The following is an 18,448-nucleotide window of genomic DNA, read 5'->3' as shown; positions in this document are numbered from 1 at the left end:
CGGCAATTTACGCGCCAATCTCTTTTTTCAGCAGAATCAAGGCTTTCGTTTATACGTCCAAACACGGTTATGATTTGAATTTTTCGGAAAGGGATCCCCCGTACTAAGCTGGACCTCTTGCGGATCGTTGACCATGCTTCCGGTTTCGCCGATTTCTACATAGATGCCATTGTTTGGAGCCTTTTGCCCATGTTTAAATTGATGATTCTGACCCAATGTTTCCACACTCCTTTTTACATTTTCGTTGATTACTATTCCCAAAAACACACAAAAAAACCAACCAATAATGGCTGGCTCAGAAATTAGTAATATGGAACAGGCGTGACGTTCGCCAGGTTGGATACCGGGATGATAAACCGTTCAATTTCATAGCTTCTTACAGGCTGCGAAAACCCGTAATATGGATAATCGTATTCGGTTTCGTTGTTCTCTCTTTCACTGTCCTGCCCCTCATCGATGATTGGAGAAGCAAAATAAATATTCTGTCCGTCCATGAATTCAATAAATCCATCGTATACACTGCCATCGAGCATGGTTACCGAAACAAATCGCTGAATGTTTTTCCGGCACAGCTTCTGCATCTTTTTGAACATTTGAGGATTCGGCGGGAAGCCTTGCTGCTGAAAGCCCGGTTGCGGTTGCTGGTAGCCTTGCGGCTGGAAACCTTGCTGTTGAGCATAATAAGGATTCTGGTTATTAAACATGGGGCACCTCCTTACTAACACATGTTATTCACCCAGCCCCAATGTGTTCATCCCCTTACATGACTGATGCAAGCAGTGCTTTTTGAACATGCAGACGGTTTTCTGCTTCCTCAAAGACAACGGAATGATTTCCATCTATTATTTCACCTGTCACTTCTTCCCCTCGGTGTGCAGGCAGGCAATGCATGAAAATATAATCTGGATTTGCGCCTGATAAAGATTCGCTGTTTACTTGATAATCTTTGAAAGCTTTGAGACGCTCATTGGTTTCGTCTTCCCAGCCCATGCTTGCCCATACATCGGTATACACGATATCGGCATGTTGTATGCCTTCTTTTAAATCATTGGTCACAAGAATCTTCGCACCCGATTCTTTTGCAATTTCCTGCGCTTTACTTACAATCTCCGCTTTCGGCTTATAATTCTTCGGAGTCACAATGGTACAGTCCAGTCCCACTTTAGCCGAGCCGATCATTAAGGAATGGGCCATGTTGTTTCCGTCCCCAATATACGTTAATTTTTTTCCTGCAAAAGCGGATTTATATTCAAGAATGGTCATGAGATCAGCAAGTACTTGGCATGGATGATAATCATCGGTCAATCCGTTGATTACAGGAATATCTGCATGCAGAGCAAGTTCTTCAACAATCTCATGGTTAAATGTTCTGATCATAATTCCATCAAGATACCTTGACAGCACTTTAGCGGTGTCGGCGATCGATTCTCCTCTTCCCATTTGAATGTCACGGGAACTTAGGTGCAGAGCATGCCCACCCAACTGAAGCATGCCGACTTCAAACGAGACTCTGGTTCTGGTCGATGATTTTTCAAAGATCATTCCTAGGGTTTTTCCTGCCAACAGGTGTTTTGGCTGGTTTTCTTTTTTCAGCTGAAGGGCATAGTGAAGGATTTGTTGTATTTCATCCGCCTTCCAGTCCGCCAGGGTTAACAGGTCCTTGCCTTTGAGTGACGTTTCCGCAATGGATGCCATCGGATTCATAGTTTAACTCCCTTTCTTTCTTGTTTTTCTTTGATATGAATAGGATTTTCGTTATAAGACAATAGGCCATACTGATAAAATGTACATGTTTCCCATTGTGTAAAGATATAATTGCCTGCTAGACTGGCCTCCATTAACTTTTTCTGCGAAAGCTCGTCGCTGCCCGTTGATAAGTAGATGCCGGTCTGCCTGTATTGATTCCACTCAAAAAAAGGGAGCTGTGATGGAAAATAGACGCTCACACCTTTCTCTTTCCAATTTCGGAGAAGTTGTGTTTCTTCTATAGTAAGGGAATCTTCCTCTACGTCTGCATAAAGGCTGGCTGGCAAAGAAACATCTCCTGTCCTGGCAGCCGGATTGCACCCTGCAAAGACTTTTTGTGCAGCTTCCCCTAAAGAATCTCCAATTCCAAGCACCTCTCCAGTTGAACGCATAATAGGGGCTGTTTTAGGCGAAAGGCCTGGGAGCTTAACATTGGAAAATACAGGTGCTTTTACTGCGAAATAGTGGTTTTCGTTCAGCCCTTCTTCAATCCCGAGCTCAGCCAGCTTCTTGCCAAGCATGACTTGAACGGCAGACTGGATAACGTTCACACCCGATATTTTATTAAAAATAGGTGCGGTCCTTGATGCACGCGGGTTGATCTCAAGGACATAAACCTCGTTCCCCTCGATGACAAACTGGATATTGAAAATCCCTTTGAACGGCATCGAGCGGGCGATCGTTTCTGTATAAGAGACAATAAAATCAATCGTGGTCTTTTGCAGACTTACCGGAGGTGTAACAGCTGTACTGTCACCAGAGTGGATGCCCGCTGGCTCGATATGTTCAAAAATCCCTGGAATAAATACTTGGTCTCCATCTGTTAATACATCTACTTCTGCTTCTTTCCCTGAAATATAACGGTCGACTAGGACGGGAAACTCGATGGTCTGTGTGTTCAAATAGTCCTTCAGCTCGTGATCATCATGAACAATCACCATTCCTTCTCCGCCGATTACGTAGGAAGGGCGCAGCAAGACAGGGAATCCGATTTTTTTTGCGAATGCCAGTACTTCATGCCTTTCATAAGCGGTTTCACCTGGCACATGAGGGATGCTGCATTTATTCAAAAAGTGATAAAACCTCTCCCTGTTTTCCATCTCATCAATCAGATCTGCTCTTGAACCAAGGACTTGGATACCCGCTTCTTCCAGCTGATTTGCTACATTAATAGCTGTCTGTCCCCCAAACTGCAGGATCGCTTTTTCGGCTCCTTCAAACTCAAGTACGTTCATAATGTCCTCAAATGAAAGAGGTTCAAAATAAAGCGTATCCGCCACTTCAAAATCAGTACTTACAGTCTCCGGATTATTATTGATCAGAATGGTCTCATAGCCTTCCTTCTGCAAAGCAAGCACGCCATGAACACAGCAATAATCAAACTCCACTCCCTGACCGATCCGGATTGGGCCAGAACCGATAATAGCAACTTTTTCTTTGTCCACTGGTGTTTTGTCACTTTTTCCTCTCCAGCTTGAGTAATAATAAGCCGTATCAGCAGTAAATTCTGCCGCACATGTGTCGACCATTTTATATGAAGGAACGATTCCTGATTGAATCCTTTTTTGTCTTACTTCATTTTCAGTCACGTTCCAGGCCGCTGCGATCGTCTGGTCAGAGAATCCCGCAGCTTTCCATTCAGAAAGCTGGTTTACTACCAGGTCTTTCATTGAACTGCTCTTTATCTGCTGGTCGAGGTTAGTTAGTTTTTTAAATGAAGCAAGAAAAAATGAATTGATTTTCGTACATTCATGAATCTCTTCAACTGAAGTTCCCCTGCTGAGCAATTCGGTGATCGCAAAGAACCGGCGGTCGTCCGCTTCTAATAAAAGATTTTTCAGCTTCCCGCTCCCCCATGTCTTAAGCTCCTGCAAAAAAATACTTTCCGTGTCCAGCTCCAGAGAGCGGACAGCCTTTTGCAAAGCCGCTTCCAGGTTCCTCTCGATGGCCATCACTTCTCCGGTGGCCTTCATTTGCGTTCCGAGTTTTCTTTCTGCTTCCGGAAATTTGTCAAACGGCCAGCGCGGCATTTTAACCGTAATATAGTCCAAAGCAGGTTCAAAGCTGGCAAACGTTGAACCAGTAACTGGATTTTTCAGCTCATGAAGCTGATAACCAATGCTTAACTTGGCTGCTATTTTTGCGATTGGATATCCGGTTGCTTTTGAAGCCAGGGCAGATGATCGGCTTAAACGAGGGTTCACCTCAATCAGATAATAGGCTTTGCTTTCTGGATCAAGAGCGAACTGGATATTGCAGCCGCCGATAATACCAAGTGCCCTGATGATTTTTATGGCTGACGAACGCAGCATGTGGTATTCCTGGTCTGTCATTGTCTGGCTTGGTGCGACAACCATCGAATCGCCGGTATGTATGCCTACCGGATCAATATTTTCCATATTGCATATCGTGATACACGTATCATTGCAGTCGCGTACCACCTCATATTCAATTTCCTTAAATCCGGCAATGCTTTTCTCGATCAGACATTGGCCGATCGGACTTGCTGATAGACCTTTTTTAACGATGACATTCAGTTCGTGCTCTGTATGCGCAGTACCGCCCCCGAAGCCTCCCAGCGTGTATGCTGGACGAATAATGACCGGAAACCCTATTTTTCCTGCAAACGCAGCAGCTTCTTCAGCTGTTGTTACAATTTCACTGTCGGGCACAGGTTCATCAAGCTCATGCATCAATGCACGGAAAAGCTCGCGGTCTTCTGCTTTTTTAATGGACTCCAAATTTGTCCCAAGCAGTTTTACATTGTGTTCCTCTAGAATCCCTTTTTCCTGAAGCTCCATTGCCAAATTCAACCCGGTTTGCCCGCCGACTGAAGCCAAAAGTCCGTCAGGTTTTTCCTTTGAGATAATGCTTGCCAAGGACTGGGCAGTCAGAGGTTCAAAATATACTTTATCGGCATACGTTTCATCCGTCATGATGGTAGCCGGATTATTATTGACGAGAACAACATGTACTCCTTCTTCTTTCAGCGCTGCACAGGCTTGTGTTCCTGCATAATCAAATTCAGCTGCCTGCCCGATGACGATAGGCCCCGAACCAATCACTAGGACACTATGAATCTCTTGCTGCTTAGGCATAAATCTTTTCGCTCCTCTTTTCTTTGATTAGTTCAATAAAACTGCTGAACAAATGAGCATGATCTTCCGGTCCTGGATTGGCCTCAGGATGAAACTGGGCCGTCATGACCGGATGTGTTTCATGAAACATCCCTTCTACACTTCCATCATTGATATTTTTATAGAGCACTTGAAACCCGGTATGAATTAAACTGTTTTCCTCCACAACATAGCCATGATTTTGCGAGCTCATCGCCACTTTATTCGTTCTCACATTAATGATGGGATGATTCGCTCCCCGATGGCCAAATTTTAATTTTTTAGTATTTCCGCCGAAAGCCAGTGCCAAAAGCTGATGACCGAGACAAATACCAAATGAAGGGTAGAGCTCGGCTAGCCTTCTGTACACTGGCATATAGGGTGCCAGTTCTTTTGGATTGCCCGGTCCATTTGAAAAGAGAAGGCCATCCGGTTTTAGTTTATGGAGAACTTCTTCTTGTGTATCATAAGGGACGATGGTCACTTTGCATCCGGACGAGATTAAGGCATCCAAAATGGATTTCTTATATCCGAAATCAATCATTACGATATGTGTTTTTCCTTTGCCGTACACCTCAGGTTTTGTCACGGCTACTTCTTTTACCAGCCTTCCCTGCATCCCTTTTTGTTCTTTGAAATCCTGCAAAGTTTGTTCACTGCTGGTTAATAACCCTTTCATGTCTCCCTCGGAACGGATCAATTTTATTAGAGACCGGGTGTCCGCTCCGCTCAAATGCGGTATATTATGCTTCTTCAGCAAAGCTGAAAATGACTCCTGGCTCTGATAGTGATGGCCTTCTTCATCTGCAGAGCATGTCACCACTCCGGCTGGCTGAGGAACGATAGATTCAAAATCTTCTTTATTGATCCCATAATTTCCGATGAGAGGATAAGCAAAAACAACAATCTGTCCGTGATAAGAAGGATCGCTCAGTACCTCCTGATATCCGGTCATTCCGGTAAAAAACACCACTTCACCGCTCGAGCATTGCGGCTTCCCGTGCCAAATCCCTTTAAAACTTTCTCCATTAGAAAGCTGCAAGTATCCTTTCATCATTCCTTCTCCTTTGTATATTAATTTATATATTTGGATTTTTATGCATTTACTTGTAAAAAAAAATGAGTTATACTAGGATGCTTTTCTTTTTAACAGCTTTAGATATTTTTTTGACGCCTTCCGCCAGTTCTTCATAACTCATGTTTAGAGGCGGGAGAATACGCAAAACCCACTCTCCTGCCGGCAGTGCCAGCACCCCATCGTTTTGAAGTTCCTGAATGAGTGGCGCGGCTTTATGACTGAATTCAATACCTGCCATCAACCCCAGCCCTCTGACTTCTAATACTTCCTTACAAGGAGATAGTTCTTTCTGTAATTCTTCAATTAAAAAAGCGCTTTTTTTCATCACTTCATCCAGAAATACGTCAGAGAACACTTCTTTTAGTACGGCACTCGCTGCTGCCATGGCAAGCGGATTCCCCCCGAAAGTCGTTCCGTGGCTGCCTGGTCCAAACGCTGTGCTTACTTCCTCAGTCCCCAGTACAGCACCTACTGGAAAACCGTTGCCTAGTCCTTTTGCGGACGTAACGATATCAGGTTTTAATCCATAATGCTGAAAAGCAAAAGCTTTCCCAGTCCGTCCAATCCCAGTCTGCACTTCATCAATGATCAAAAGTATGTCATGATCCTGGCAATGCTGCTGAACCCTTTGCAAGAAGGATTCATTTCCCGGTATGACACCGCCTTCTCCTTGAACCACTTCGAGCATTACCGCAGCTGTCTGTGAATCAGCGTATTTGATCAATGAATCAAAGTCATTAAAAGGAACCGTTTGAAAGTCCGCCAGCATCGGCCCGAATCCTTTTTTAATCTTATCCTGCCCTGTTGCTGCCATTGCTCCATAGGTTCTTCCATGAAAGGACTGCTCAAACGTTATGATTTTTGTTTTCCCAGTAAATTTTCTTGCCAGTTTAATAGCAGCTTCATTCGCTTCCGCTCCGCTGTTGCAGAAAAACACTTTATTTAGATGAGTAGGCTTAACCAGCAGTTCTGCAGTTTCTTCCTGCAGATCAGATTGGAACAGGTTAGATGTATGCCAGACTTTTTTCAATTGTTTTTCAACCGCAGCTGTGACCGCTGGATGAACATGGCCTAAATTGCAAACACCGATACCGCTCGTAAAATCAAGATAAGACTTGCCCGCCTGATCGGTCAACGTACTCCCGCTTCCACTTTCAATCTGCAGGTCCCATCGGCCGTAGTTTGAAAATAGTGCACTCAACTGTATACCTCCTCTTTTATGATCATCGTCCCTTTCATTTCTTTTCCTACGATCTGAATCTCTTTAATTTTGGATTGCAGACATCCTATAGCCGCCTGTACTTTTGGAATCATCCCTCCTGTTATGACCCCGTTATTAATCAGCTCATGTATTGAAGCGATGGACGCTTTTTGAACAGTCTTGCCTTCTGCCATAATTCCGTTGACGTCTGTCACAAAAATCAGAGATTCCGCCTCCATGGCAGAGGCAACTTCAAAGGCGACTGTATCCGCATTTAAGTTCAAGATTTCTCCAGTAAGATTCCTTGATACTGATGCGATGACAGGGATAAAACCAGCTTTGATCAGCTGCGTCAGCGTTCCGCTGTTCACCTTTAAAATCTTGCCCACATGGCCCCATTGTTCTTTTTTCAGATAGTCACATTCCAATAGCGCACCATCATTGCCATTTATTCCGATAGCTTTGAGCCCCAGCTGGTTCAGCTGATACACAAACCAGGGATTCAGCCGGCCTGCAAGTACCATTTCGGCTGTTTCTGCCGCTCGGCCGGAGGTTCGCCTCACACCGTTGATAAATTCATTTGGTATGGACAGGACATTCATAAATTTGGTAATATCCGGTCCGCCTCCATGAACAAGTATGATTTGTTTTCCTTCTTCCTGCATATCTTTTAACCTCTGAAAAAATGAAGGCTCCAGCGCTTTCAGAACGCTCCCCCCGCACTTAATGATTACCAATTGATCCATCCTGTCTCCTCCTCACGTCGTATAGCTGGAATTGATTTGTACGTAATCATAGGTTAGGTCGCAGCCCCAAGCTTTTCCTATTCCGTTTCCTGTATGGAGGTTGACTGTTATGGAAATTTCGCTCCCTGTTAAGTAGCCAGAGATCTCTTCATGGTTAAAGCGTTCGATTTCACTCTGCACCAGTACAGGAAAATCTCCTATATAAAGATCAATCGCTTCTGGACTCATTTCGATGCCTGCATATCCAAGGACAGCTACGATCCTTCCCCAGTTGGGATCACAACCGAAGATGGCCGTTTTCACTAGCGGTGAACCAACGATGGACTTTGCTGCCGCTCTAGCTTCCTCACTGCTTGCCGCCCCTTCCACCGTCACCTCGATCAATTTCGTTGCTCCCTCTCCATCTCTTGCGATGGCTTTCGCAAGATCGGTGCACGTTAGTGTCAATGCTTGAAGGAATGTTCCCCAGTCAGGGTGATCAGGAGTGAGTTCCTCATGATCTGCATATCCATTGGCAAGTATGAGAACCATGTCATTCGTCGATGTTTCACCATCAACAGTAATACAGTTGAAGCTTTGATCTGTCACTTTTTTCAGTGCGTGATGAAGGTTTTCGGGAGATATGTTAGCATCCGTTGTTAAAAAGGAAAGCATCGTCGCCATATTCGGATGAATCATTCCAGATCCTTTCGCTGTACCCGCCAGCACCACCTCTGATTCGCCTACAGTAAAAGAGTAACAAGCGTTTTTTGTCTTCGTATCGGTCGTTAAAATCGATTGGCTGAACTCCAGCGCTTGATTCAGTTTGGATGCGGGATTCAATTGCTGAATTCCTTTTAATATTGTATCGATCGGCATTGTCTCACCGATAATGCCTGTGGAGGCTACCCCAACATGATTCTGTTGCAATCCAAATCGTTCACTCACTTCATTGCGCATGGCATAGGCATCCAATCTGCCCTGTTCTCTCGTAAAGGCGTTGGCATTCCCAGAATTAACAATCACAGCCTGCAGCAAACCTTCAGTTTCAATGCTTTCCTTCGTGACCTCCAGGGGAGCTGCCTTGATCTTATTTGTTGTATATACTGCCGCAGCTGAGGCTGGTTTCTCGCTCAAAATAATACCTAGATCTTTTTTCTTGTATTTAATTCCGCAGTTCATACCCGCAGCTGAAAATCCTTTTGGCAATGTAATATTTGATCCTGTAACTTTTTTTAGATGAGATGAAACGATAGAAGCCACATCGGCTCTCCTTTCTTTATGGAAAAACTGGACTTGCCGGCAATCCGGCTGCCTCCGGAAATCCATTCATTAGATTAAAATTATGTACAGCCTGGCCTGCTGCACCTTTCATCAGGTTATCGATGACCGATACAGCTGTTATGCGCTGTGTCCGGTGATCAAAGGACCAGCCGATGTCACAAAAATTGCTTCCGTACACCTGCCTGGTGGAAGGAAATCCTTGTGATGGAGAAAGCCTGATAAAATCATGCTGTTCTGCATACTCGATATAGGTTTCCTCAATCTCCTTAGAACTGACCCCCTCCTTCACTTTCGCATACATCGTATTCATGATTCCACGCGTCATAGGAACCAAATGTGAACTGAACGTAATGGGCTTGTTCGTTTCACAATAGTGATGAAGCATTTGTTCAATTTCTGGAATATGCTGATGCTGGTTTACCTTATAGATTTGCAGATTATCGTTAGCAAACGGAAAATGTGCCGAAACAGAAGGAACCGCCCCAGCTCCTGATACACCAGACTTTGCATCAATAATAATTGTACTGACTTCTATTAAACTCTTTTTGATCAGCGGCAAAAGGCCGAGCAAAGCTGCCGTCGGGTAGCACCCGGGGTTGGCGATCATCTGAGCGTTTCTTATTAGATCTGTGTTCCACTCTGATAGTCCATAAACCGCTAGATCAACCCACCTGGCATCGGGCGGTTCTTTTTTGTACCACTGCTTATATTCCTCACTTTTCTTTAAGCGGAAGTCGCCTGCAAGGTCAATCACCTTCATCCCCCGCTCAAGAATCGGAGGCAGCAAACTTGCAGAGACCCCCGTAGGTGCTGATGAAAACAGAAAGTCAACCTGTTCAGGAATTTTGTACGGATCAATGTCTTCCAGCTTTCCCTCCTTGATGCCGTTCAAATGGGGATAGATTGTTTCAATCGATTCTCCTTTTTTACTTGATGAATACAACGTAAGCTTTTTTACACCGGGATGCTGCAGCAGCAGCCGCACAAGTTCAAGACCCCCGAAGCCTGTTGCTCCTACAATACCGACATTCAAAACTTCCACCTCGTTTTTTTAATGTATGTTTCATTATATGTATGTATAAAGATAAATTCAACTGTATATTTATAAATTTTTATTTTTTCTGAGTTGATTGCACAAATCGTTGCGTTTAAGATAAGGAAAAGGAGGTGGGAGAATGAAGGAATACGTGGGAGAATGCAGCCAATGCAAAAAGCCCATCTATTGTTTAGAGGGCTTTTTAAATGGCATTCATGTGGACCAAACGACATTATTATGTTTTTCGTGTGCAGAACGCGAAAATTAACCTCCGCTTACCGGAGGAATAAAGGCGACAGTATCCCCTGTGGACACTTCTGTATCATCATCGGCAAATTCTTCATTGACCGCCGATAGACAGCCTATAAACATTTTTGGAAAATCATACTTTTTTTCTAATGCGGATTTAATATCAGAAATACGGAGCCGTTCTTCATCCAACTGAAGCTCAGCCGTGCCTGCGCGTTCCTGCATGCCGGCAAACAACAACACTCTAATCATTTTTATCTTCCTCGCTTTCAGGATGGCCTTTTGAATAGGCCTCTGTTTCAAGCTGATCTCCCACCCACAACTCTCCGTTATCCCAATGTTCTTTTTTCCAGATGGGGACAATTTCTTTGATGCGCTCGATCGCGTAGCGGCATGCATCAAAGGCTTCTGCCCGGTGAGGTGTAGAAACCGCGATAACAACAGCAATATCAGAAATATCCAGGCTGCCGATTCGGTGGGAAATGGCCGTTCTTGATCCCGGCCAGCGGGCACTAATCTCATCGCCTATCTTCGCAAGCTGTTTTTCTGCCATCGGAATATATGCTTCATACTTTAAATAGACCGTTCTTTTACCCTTCGTCAACTCTCTGACAGTTCCTATAAACGTATTTACTGCACCAGCTTCCGCCCTGATCACTTTGTCTATAATGTCCTGTATCAAAACTGGTCCAGTGACAATTTCAAATCGTTTCATGTATTCAACCCCTTAAACAAATCCAGAAGAAAATCTATATATTGTTCCTTTTCGCCAATCCTGAAAAATGGAAGATCTGCTGATATCAGCTGCCTGGAAACAGGCGGCCATGCAATCACCGCAAGAATTTTCACACTGTCTTCAAGAAGTTTTAGATCTGCATTCTCCTTTAGCAGGACGATGCGAGGCAGCTGATGTTCCTTGAATCCCTCTAGCAGCAGCAAATCAAGTCCCAGCGGTTCATAGAGTTCCAGCAGCTTGCATAAGCTTGCTTGCATATTAAGACAAAGCTGAAAAGCATTCCCGCCTTCAACCCCTGAAACAACTGCCCCCGCTCTGCGGTGTGCTGCGGTATCCGTTTCATCGTCTCGAAATTCAACCCGGCCGCCATGTCCATGATGCTTAAGCGTTCCGGTCATGATTCCAGCCTTGGCCGCAGCCTCTAATAGGTTTGTAATCAAAGTTGTTTTTCCGCTGTTCTTATATCCTACGACTTGGACTTTACTGCCAGATCCCATGGCCATACACTGCCTTCCCCGTCTAATAAGAGCGTGGTCACTTCCGATCCTTTTTCCCACCCCCTCGTTCCCCCAGGCAGAACGATAAGCGCATTGGCGTAGGCGAGGGAGGAAACGGAACCCGATTTATCCAAGCCTACTGGAACAGAAGATGGTGCAGAGCCCCTCCATTCCACTCTGCTTCGCACAAAACGTGTAAATGGATTCGGTTTAAGGAAATCCTCCTGTAACTCTGTTTTTAAAACGCCAAGATGAACCTTTTCGGCATTCAAGGCATTCAAAAGATAAGGACGCACGAACAGCTCACAGCCCACAAAGCATGCTGACGGGTTGCCGGAGAGGCCAAATAAAAGTTTCCCCTTGTAAACCGATGCTGAAGTAACGCTCCCCGGCCTCATCGCGATTTTATTAAAAAGCAGCTTTGCCCCCATCTTCTTATAGATTGCCGGCAAATGATCAAAATCTCCCACTGAAACGCCGCCTGTCGTGATTAACACATCACATCGTTCTAAAGCGCCGACAATACCCGTATACGTTTGCTCGAAATCATCCGGTAGTTTGCCGAGTATGTGAGGTTCACCGCCTATTTTTTTGATCTGTGAGGCAATCATGTAGGCATTGCTGTTTCGAATCTTTCCGGGAACGAGCTCCTCCCCAACATCCAGCAGCTCTGTACCAGTTGCTAATATTCCCACCACCGGCTTCTTCATAACCTTCACTCTTTCATAACCGAAGGTAGCCAGAAGAGCGACAGCACCCGGATGAATTTTTGAGCCTTTTTTTAAGATCGGAGTTCCCTGTTTTGTGTCTTCACCCTGTTCAGAAATATTATCACCTGGGTGGACAGTTCGTCTTATCTCAATATGCCTGCTGTCCCTCTCGCTCACGAGCTCCAGCATGATGACGGCATCTGCACCTTTTGGGATCTCAGCCCCTGTCATTAGGCGTACGGCCTCTCCCTCTTGAACTGTTTTTTCAGAAACATGGCCTGCTCCGATTGAATCGATCACGTTTAAGATTACAGGAGCTTGTTTTGATGCACCATTTGTATCTTCAGCTCTAATTGCAAATCCATCATAAGGAGAACGATCAAAAGGAGGCACATCATGGGTAGCTTTAATGTCTTCCGCTAAATAACGGTTATCACTTACTTCAAGAGGAATCTTTTCGGTCGGCAATTCAAATGTTTGATCCAGTACACTCCGTACTGCTTCCCAGACGGGTATGATTTCCCGTTTTTCAATCGGCATCATGCTCACCTCTCTCTCTTTGGTTATTTCAGATCTATAAATATTTGGCAAACCATTTTACCGTTTCGAGATACGCCGTCCTAGATACTTTATGCCCTGAGGTTTCATCCGCGATGTATTGGATTTTCTCAGGATTTTTATAAACAGCCTTTGCTTTTCTATAGAAATCGCAGCTTTGGCTGAAAGGTACCACTTCATCGATCTTGCTGTGCCATAATAATAGAGGCCGATTATCAAGCTTTTCCATGCACGATGTTAAATCAAAGGGCTTGATGATGGAGATGACCTTCGCGAGTGCCTCTTCTGAAAAAGGAAAGGAAACTTCCTGCTGTTTCATCTTTTCAATCTGCCAATAAGCAAAATCTTCATAGTACGGTGTTCCCATGAGTGTTACAGCGGCTTTTATATAAGGATACTGCGATAGAGCTCCAAATGTAATGATCCCTCCCATGGAAGTACCTGAAACCCCTACCCTCTCTGGGTCAATTATGCCTTCCCGATCAAGAGATTGAACAAGTGTATGTATGTCCTGGATACCTTGAACGACGATATCCCAGAAGGAATACATCCTTTTATCTCCTGAAACGTCAGACATTCGTTCACCATGATGAAGCATATCCGGCAGAACGACACGGTATCCTTTTTGGGCAAGGGCATAGGCAAAGTGCAGGTTGTGCTCCTTTGCGCTCGTGAATCCATGGATAAACAACATTAAAGGAAGCTTTTCATTCTCTTTGCCCGTTTCAAAAGCTTGCAGCACCGGAATGTTATCAATTGTTCGTGTTTCTATGGTTACCATATACTTCTCCTTTGCTTATTGTTTTCTCTATCATAACAAGTTAATCGAAATTTGCGTATTAGAAAAGCTCAATCGCCCGTTAAAGTCCGACAGCGCTGGAACTCTTACCCAACAACACGCTTTTTGTGTTGTTGGGTAAGAGTGAAGCGACCTAAGACGAAATGGTAAATATTTTTCGTCTTTCGAGGACTTATGCTGAAAACTGAAGTTCGTTTTCAGCACTGGGTGATTGAGCTAGACATTACATCTATGCATGCTAAATTGCTTTATACTTTCTTACCTTGGTCATTGCCTTACTGTTTCTTTTTATTGTAATAATTCACGGGATACATGCTTCCTTCCGACACCATTTCATTATCATCGATATCATATGGATCGGGATGGCCCGCTTTATTCACAGGCAGTTTCTGATCTTTTTCCTCTTTTGTCATAAAAGGTAGGATTTTATCTTTCATGTCATTGATCATCATTTTAGCCATAGCCCTGTTGGAACCCTTACGCAAGAGGTAGGATGTTACTCCGGCAGCGGACAATGCAAAACCAGATAGCAGCAAATATTTCTTCTTCATGGAAACTCCTCCTTCTTGAACCTATATGTATGTAGCATTACCCTTGAGCCGATACTGTAAAACTTCCTTATATTGGACAGTGATTAAGGAAAGCATTACACTAAACTTGAGAACCGAAGAAAAGGCAGGAATCTGAATGAAGAAACCGTATTTAATCGCGTTAGATCTAGACGGCACCTTACTGAATGATAAAAAAACGATTTCGGATCGAACAAAAAACGCCGTTCTTCAGGCTAAAAAAGAGGGCCATATCATCTGCATTTCAACCGGCCGCCCTTATCGTGCAAGCACCATGTATTATGATGAACTTGGCTTAAACACACCAATTGTTAACTTTAACGGCGCATTTGTCCATCACCCCCACGATAAGAAGTTTGGTGTGTACCATTCCCCATTGGAACTTTCACATGCGAAAAGAGTCATTCAAACTGCTGAAGACTTTCTTGTGAAAAATATTATGGCTGAAGTATTGGATGATGTGTATTTGCACAAAGAAGACGAAGTCATTGTCAATACGTTTATCATGGGAGAGAACCCGGCACAGACGGGGGACCTTCAAAACATGCTCACTGATGACCCTACCTCCATTTTGATTCATCCTCAGGATCATCACGTTGCTGAATTACGGGACCAGCTGAAACAGGAACATGCTGAAGTAATCGACCAGCGCGTATGGGCTGCTCCTTGGAACATCATAGAAATCATACGTGCCGGTTTAAACAAAGCTGTAGGATTAAAGAAGATCGCCGAATATTACAACATACCAACAGAAAGGGTCATTGCCTTTGGCGACGAAGACAATGACTTGGAAATGATTGAATATGCAGGACACGGAATCGCGATGGGCAATGCCATTTCCGAATTGAAAAATATCGCAAACTTTGTAACGGCAACAAACGAAGAAGATGGAATCGCCCTTTACTTAGAAGATGTATTGTCATTAAAATAATGTAATCCATTAAGGGGCTGTCCAGAAAGTCGAAAATTGACCTTCAGGCAGCCCCTTTTTGGCTTGAAAAATCTTCAATGAAAAGTTAATTGAAGTGGAAGATGCGAGACTCCTGCGGGACTAGCGTGACAGGTGAGACTTCCGCCGGTGCTTGCACCAAAAAGTAGGCGTTCACGCCGGTAAGGCTCACCGCACGCCCCGCGGAAAGCGAGCAGCCTGGAACGGAAATCAACAGCTTACAGACTTCTTGGACAGCCCCTTTTATAAATTTTGGAAGGGTGAGCTTTCTACATAAAACTCGTGCTTGTGTAAAAACTAATATAAACCGTTAGGAGGCCAAGATGAATGAGCAAGCACAGCAAATCAAAACGTGCTATACAGCAAGGCGCTGATGAAGTAAAGCATAATGACGTTCAGCAGCAGCTAAATGAAGACATTAAAGAAACGAAGCAAGAAGTTCAAAAAAATATTACATTAGGAGGAAATTAACCGATGGGTAATAATATTTTTCAGAGAGCAAGAGAAGCAGTTTCCAATCTGGTTGGGAAAAATGAAGAGGGACAACACGAACAGCATGAGCAAATCAGCCAGCAAAACAATGACTTCAGCAACGAAGACGTTTCAGTAGCACAGAATATTATCTCTTCCGCCATGGCTGACTCTTCTGATGCAGAACGCCAGCAGCTTGCTGAACTGCAGGAAGAGCTTGACCAGACAAAAAAAAGCACACAAGACCAGCAGTAAAAGGCCGAGAGTTTTCTCTCAGCCTTTTTTTATGGGTTACCCATTATAGCAGTAACATTCGTTTCGAAGCTTGGGAACTTGTCAGCTTTTCCATTTTTCGGATGACGAGATCTGCAAGGAGTTTATAGCCCTTTTTATTAAAATGCAGGCCATCATTGTTAAGCATCTTGCAATAATCTTTGTTGATCATCTCTGTCCATAAATCCACGAAATGGGTATTGTACTTTTTTGCCAGTTTCCTTACCGCTAACGCGTAATTCTTCAACTCCTCATTTGATCTCGCATGTTGAAAACGTTCGTCAACCGGTGACGGAGAAACAAGGATGACCTTTGATGGACCAAGCTTTTCAATCATGTATTCCAGGTTTTTTTTATATTCTTCCACTTCGATTAAACGATGGCTGCTCGCGTCATTTGCACCAAAAAGAATGGTCACCAGATCAGGGTCATGCCGTAAAACGTCTTCCTGAAAACGGGTTAACGCCAATCGTGTGGTTTCAGCGGGTACACCTGCATTAATAACATTCCATTTCTGCAGGGACAAACGCACCCTTGAAGTCAGCCTAAGTGTACCATCATCACTTTTTTCCTCAGAAGTGATGCTGTCACCGAAGCACACCAATGTTTTCATGAACTCCCCCCTTGCCATTTTTTAGTTTCATTATAAATATTCGCCTGTAAAATTCATTTGCTCACAGTCGCAAAGTGATTATTTTGTTATAATGTAGCTACAAAACCTATTTGCATGGAGGATTTTAATGTTTGTCTATGAAGTTCCGGCTGACGCCACTGAGGATTTAACCAAGAAAATCGCGGATTTGATCTCTCAGCAGCGGACGCGTTCAGAGGATGATGGCAGTTATCAAAAAGTACTAAACGGCATTTCTCTTGCCATCCAGAAGGATTCCAACTCAGGCGTCATCATCGCCGAGGAAGCAGGAGAAATTCTCGGAGTTGCATTCTACAACATCGGAATCAGTTTGCCTCTCGGCGGCCCCTATCTTTGGTTAAACGAACTTTTCGTCCGGGAAAATGCGCGAAACAAAGGGATTGCCCGCAAAATTTTGCTGCATCTGATCCATTGGGCAGAACGTGAAGGGATTAAGTCCATAGAGCTGGAAACAGGAATCAACAATTCAGTCACGAAACACCTGTACAACTCCCTTGATTTTCATGATATTGTATCACAGAGGTATCGTTTTAATTTTTAATAACAGGAGATGAGAAGAATGGCAGTAGAATTTGGAATACAACCAACCCCAAACCCAAATGCTCTTAAATTTTCAGCAAGCCAGCCCTTTTTAGAAGGCAGATTATCAGCCAGAGCAGGAGACACACCTGATTCAGAATTGGCACAATCCCTTATTGGCATTGATGGTGTGGAATCCATCTTCGGTTTTCAAGACTTTATTACCGTAAACAAATTTCCTGAAAGTGATTGGGACGAACTGGTGCCCCAAATTCAAAAAGTTCTGGAGACTTTATAATGAAAAAAAAGAGTACCTGGCAGGTGAAATTCCCTGAAGGTACTCTTTTTTCTATTAATCATCTCTTCGAAATAACCCGAAAACTCCAGTCGTGTTCACAATATTGGTGAATGCACTTGGATCGACTTCTTTAATGATGTTTTCTAAATCATATAGCTCATAACGGGTTACGACAATAACTAGCATCTCCTTGTTTTCGTTTGAGAATGCTCCTTTTGCAGGGACAATCGTAATTCCCCTAACCAGCCTTGAGTGGATGGCTTCTTTTAATTCGCTTCCCTTTCTTGTCACGATCATAGCCGTCAGTTTCTCATGGCGGGTATGGATTGCATCGATGACACGTGTACTAACATATAAAGTAACGAGTGTATAAAGGGCTTTCTCCCACCCGAAAAGCAGCCCGGCCGCAAGGATGATACAGCCGTTTAAAATAAGAAAATATGTTCCGATCGGGCGGTTGTGTTTACGTGACAAAATCATGGCAACGATATCAAGGCCGCCTGTTGAAGCACCATATTTTAGGGTAAAGCCAACACCAACAGCTGCAATCACTCCTCCAAATACTGCGTTGAGCAAAATATCCTTTGAGATTTCAACAACAGGAATGATTTCAAGAAAAAAAGACATCATAAAAACACAAAAAAAGCTGTAGATGGTGAACGATTTACCAACCTTCATCCATCCTAGAATGGCTACCGGAATGTTTAGAGCAAACAAAAGCATCCCAGTTGAGATAGGAACTGGTGAATGGATAAGCAAGCTAGAAACGAGCTGTGCCACACCGGTAAATCCGCTCGCATACACTTTGGCGGGTATTAAAAATAAATTAAGGGCGGCTGCATTCAACGCAGCACCTAAAATAATGACGATAATTTTCTTGATTTCTTGCATGGGTGTGTAATTCATTATTAAATTTCCTTTCGATTCATTGCTTCCCAACTATACTTTTTTATCAGAATTAACTTCTGGAGTCAATAGGCAC

At 43.8% G+C, this 18,448-nt stretch carries 24 protein-coding genes; 6 read left to right on the top strand and 18 right to left on the bottom strand.

Translation table 11 applies throughout. From position 1 onward, the window contains the following. Positions 1-36: 36 nt before the first annotated feature. The 9 genes from AR335_RS01135 to argC all read right to left on the bottom strand — a co-directional run bounded on the left by AR335_RS01135 (position 37) and on the right by argC (position 10,183). A complete protein-coding gene (locus AR335_RS01135; protein ID WP_062231369.1) occupies positions 37-216 on the bottom strand; it encodes a YjzC family protein in 180 nt (59 codons plus the stop codon). Positions 217-302: 86 nt separating this feature from the next. Next, complete coding sequence (locus tag AR335_RS01130) at positions 303-704, bottom strand: hypothetical protein (RefSeq protein WP_062231367.1); 402 nt, start codon at positions 702-704, stop codon at positions 303-305. Between the two features lie 55 nt (positions 705-759). Then, positions 760-1,695, bottom strand: coding sequence for an ornithine carbamoyltransferase (gene argF, locus AR335_RS01125; protein WP_369795789.1), 936 nt, complete (start codon positions 1,693-1,695; stop codon positions 760-762). Positions 1,696-1,700: 5 nt separating this feature from the next. Beyond that, positions 1,701-4,844, bottom strand: a complete 3,144-nt coding sequence (locus tag AR335_RS01120; protein WP_062231363.1) for a carbamoyl phosphate synthase large subunit — start codon at positions 4,842-4,844, stop codon at positions 1,701-1,703. Beyond that, on the bottom strand, positions 4,837-5,916 hold the full coding sequence (locus tag AR335_RS01115; protein ID WP_062231361.1) for a carbamoyl phosphate synthase small subunit: 1,080 nt from the start codon (positions 5,914-5,916) through the stop codon (positions 4,837-4,839). The genes AR335_RS01120 and AR335_RS01115 overlap by 8 nt, the downstream gene beginning before the upstream one ends. A 70-nt stretch (positions 5,917-5,986) precedes the next feature. Next, positions 5,987-7,141 carry an acetylornithine transaminase gene (locus AR335_RS01110; protein WP_062231359.1) on the bottom strand — a complete coding sequence of 385 codons (1,155 nt, stop codon included), beginning with the start codon at positions 7,139-7,141 and terminating at the stop codon, positions 5,987-5,989. After that, positions 7,138-7,887, bottom strand: a complete 750-nt coding sequence (gene argB, locus AR335_RS01105; RefSeq protein WP_053354780.1) for an acetylglutamate kinase — start codon at positions 7,885-7,887, stop codon at positions 7,138-7,140. The genes AR335_RS01110 and argB overlap by 4 nt, the downstream gene beginning before the upstream one ends. A 12-nt stretch (positions 7,888-7,899) precedes the next feature. Beyond that, on the bottom strand, positions 7,900-9,129 hold the full coding sequence (argJ, locus tag AR335_RS01100) for a bifunctional glutamate N-acetyltransferase/amino-acid acetyltransferase ArgJ (RefSeq protein ID WP_304438374.1): 1,230 nt from the start codon (positions 9,127-9,129) through the stop codon (positions 7,900-7,902). A 16-nt stretch (positions 9,130-9,145) separates the two neighbouring features. Beyond that, on the bottom strand, positions 9,146-10,183 hold the full coding sequence (argC, locus tag AR335_RS01095; protein ID WP_062231357.1) for an N-acetyl-gamma-glutamyl-phosphate reductase: 1,038 nt from the start codon (positions 10,181-10,183) through the stop codon (positions 9,146-9,148). A gap of 142 nt (positions 10,184-10,325) precedes the next feature. Here argC and AR335_RS25080 point away from each other — a divergent pair, with 142 nt between their 5' ends. Continuing rightward, entirely contained in the window at positions 10,326-10,454 is a 129-nt protein-coding gene (locus AR335_RS25080) for a hypothetical protein (protein WP_255357532.1), read from the top strand. On the opposite strand, the gene AR335_RS01090 is transcribed toward AR335_RS25080, so the two are convergent. The 6 genes from AR335_RS01090 to AR335_RS01065 all read right to left on the bottom strand — a co-directional run bounded on the left by AR335_RS01090 (position 10,451) and on the right by AR335_RS01065 (position 14,286). Then, positions 10,451-10,687 carry a MoaD/ThiS family protein gene (locus tag AR335_RS01090; RefSeq protein ID WP_053354783.1) on the bottom strand — a complete coding sequence of 79 codons (237 nt, stop codon included), beginning with the start codon at positions 10,685-10,687 and terminating at the stop codon, positions 10,451-10,453. The two genes, AR335_RS25080 and AR335_RS01090, sit on opposite strands and share 4 nt — an antisense overlap. Further along, a complete protein-coding gene (locus AR335_RS01085) occupies positions 10,680-11,150 on the bottom strand; it encodes a molybdenum cofactor biosynthesis protein MoaE (protein WP_062231355.1) in 471 nt (156 codons plus the stop codon). Before AR335_RS01085 ends, AR335_RS01090 begins: the two co-directional genes overlap by 8 nt. Beyond that, positions 11,147-11,674: a molybdopterin-guanine dinucleotide biosynthesis protein B gene (gene mobB / locus AR335_RS01080; RefSeq protein ID WP_062231353.1), complete on the bottom strand. Its 528-nt coding sequence runs from the start codon at positions 11,672-11,674 to the stop codon at positions 11,147-11,149. Before mobB ends, AR335_RS01085 begins: the two co-directional genes overlap by 4 nt. After that, a complete protein-coding gene (locus tag AR335_RS01075; RefSeq protein ID WP_082683301.1) occupies positions 11,638-12,921 on the bottom strand; it encodes a molybdopterin molybdotransferase MoeA in 1,284 nt (427 codons plus the stop codon). Before AR335_RS01075 ends, mobB begins: the two co-directional genes overlap by 37 nt. A 31-nt stretch (positions 12,922-12,952) precedes the next feature. Next, positions 12,953-13,717, bottom strand: a complete 765-nt coding sequence (yjfP, locus tag AR335_RS01070) for an esterase (RefSeq protein ID WP_062231349.1) — start codon at positions 13,715-13,717, stop codon at positions 12,953-12,955. A 293-nt stretch (positions 13,718-14,010) separates the two neighbouring features. After that, a complete protein-coding gene (locus tag AR335_RS01065; protein WP_062231346.1) occupies positions 14,011-14,286 on the bottom strand; it encodes a hypothetical protein in 276 nt (91 codons plus the stop codon). 136 nt (positions 14,287-14,422) lie between these two features. On the opposite strand from AR335_RS01065, the gene AR335_RS01060 reads away from it, so the two are divergent. After that, a complete protein-coding gene (locus tag AR335_RS01060; RefSeq protein WP_053354789.1) occupies positions 14,423-15,235 on the top strand; it encodes a Cof-type HAD-IIB family hydrolase in 813 nt (270 codons plus the stop codon). A gap of 85 nt (positions 15,236-15,320) precedes the next feature. Here AR335_RS01060 and AR335_RS23455 read toward each other — a convergent pair whose 3' ends face one another. Continuing rightward, a complete protein-coding gene (locus AR335_RS23455) occupies positions 15,321-15,467 on the bottom strand; it encodes a hypothetical protein (protein WP_156418814.1) in 147 nt (48 codons plus the stop codon). A 113-nt stretch (positions 15,468-15,580) separates the two neighbouring features. Here AR335_RS23455 and AR335_RS23450 point away from each other — a divergent pair, with 113 nt between their 5' ends. Continuing rightward, entirely contained in the window at positions 15,581-15,724 is a 144-nt protein-coding gene (locus AR335_RS23450; protein WP_156316220.1) for a hypothetical protein, read from the top strand. Between the two features lie 3 nt (positions 15,725-15,727). Next, positions 15,728-15,979 carry a DUF3813 domain-containing protein gene (locus tag AR335_RS01055; RefSeq protein WP_062231344.1) on the top strand — a complete coding sequence of 84 codons (252 nt, stop codon included), beginning with the start codon at positions 15,728-15,730 and terminating at the stop codon, positions 15,977-15,979. Positions 15,980-16,022: 43 nt separating this feature from the next. Here the strand turns inward: AR335_RS01055 and AR335_RS01050 are convergent, their stop codons facing one another. After that, on the bottom strand, positions 16,023-16,610 hold the full coding sequence (locus AR335_RS01050; RefSeq protein WP_062231340.1) for an SGNH/GDSL hydrolase family protein: 588 nt from the start codon (positions 16,608-16,610) through the stop codon (positions 16,023-16,025). A gap of 127 nt (positions 16,611-16,737) precedes the next feature. Between AR335_RS01050 and AR335_RS01045 the strand changes: the two genes are divergently transcribed. Both AR335_RS01045 and AR335_RS01040 read left to right on the top strand, forming a co-directional pair. Further along, the gene (locus AR335_RS01045) at positions 16,738-17,190 is read left to right on the top strand and encodes a GNAT family N-acetyltransferase (RefSeq protein ID WP_053354792.1); all 453 of its coding nucleotides are present in this window, start codon (positions 16,738-16,740) and stop codon (positions 17,188-17,190) included. An 18-nt stretch (positions 17,191-17,208) separates the two neighbouring features. Further along, entirely contained in the window at positions 17,209-17,466 is a 258-nt protein-coding gene (locus AR335_RS01040; protein WP_062231337.1) for a NifU N-terminal domain-containing protein, read from the top strand. A gap of 54 nt (positions 17,467-17,520) precedes the next feature. Here AR335_RS01040 and AR335_RS01035 read toward each other — a convergent pair whose 3' ends face one another. Then, the gene (locus AR335_RS01035) at positions 17,521-18,372 is read right to left on the bottom strand and encodes a YitT family protein (RefSeq protein WP_082315953.1); all 852 of its coding nucleotides are present in this window, start codon (positions 18,370-18,372) and stop codon (positions 17,521-17,523) included. Between the last annotated feature and the right edge of the window lie 76 nt (positions 18,373-18,448).

It is taken from the genome of Fictibacillus sp. FJAT-27399, assembly GCF_001510655.1.
Taxonomy (GTDB): domain Bacteria; phylum Bacillota; class Bacilli; order Bacillales; family Fictibacillaceae; genus Fictibacillus_C; species Fictibacillus_C marinisediminis.
This window is presented reverse-complemented; position numbering and strand designations above follow the sequence as displayed.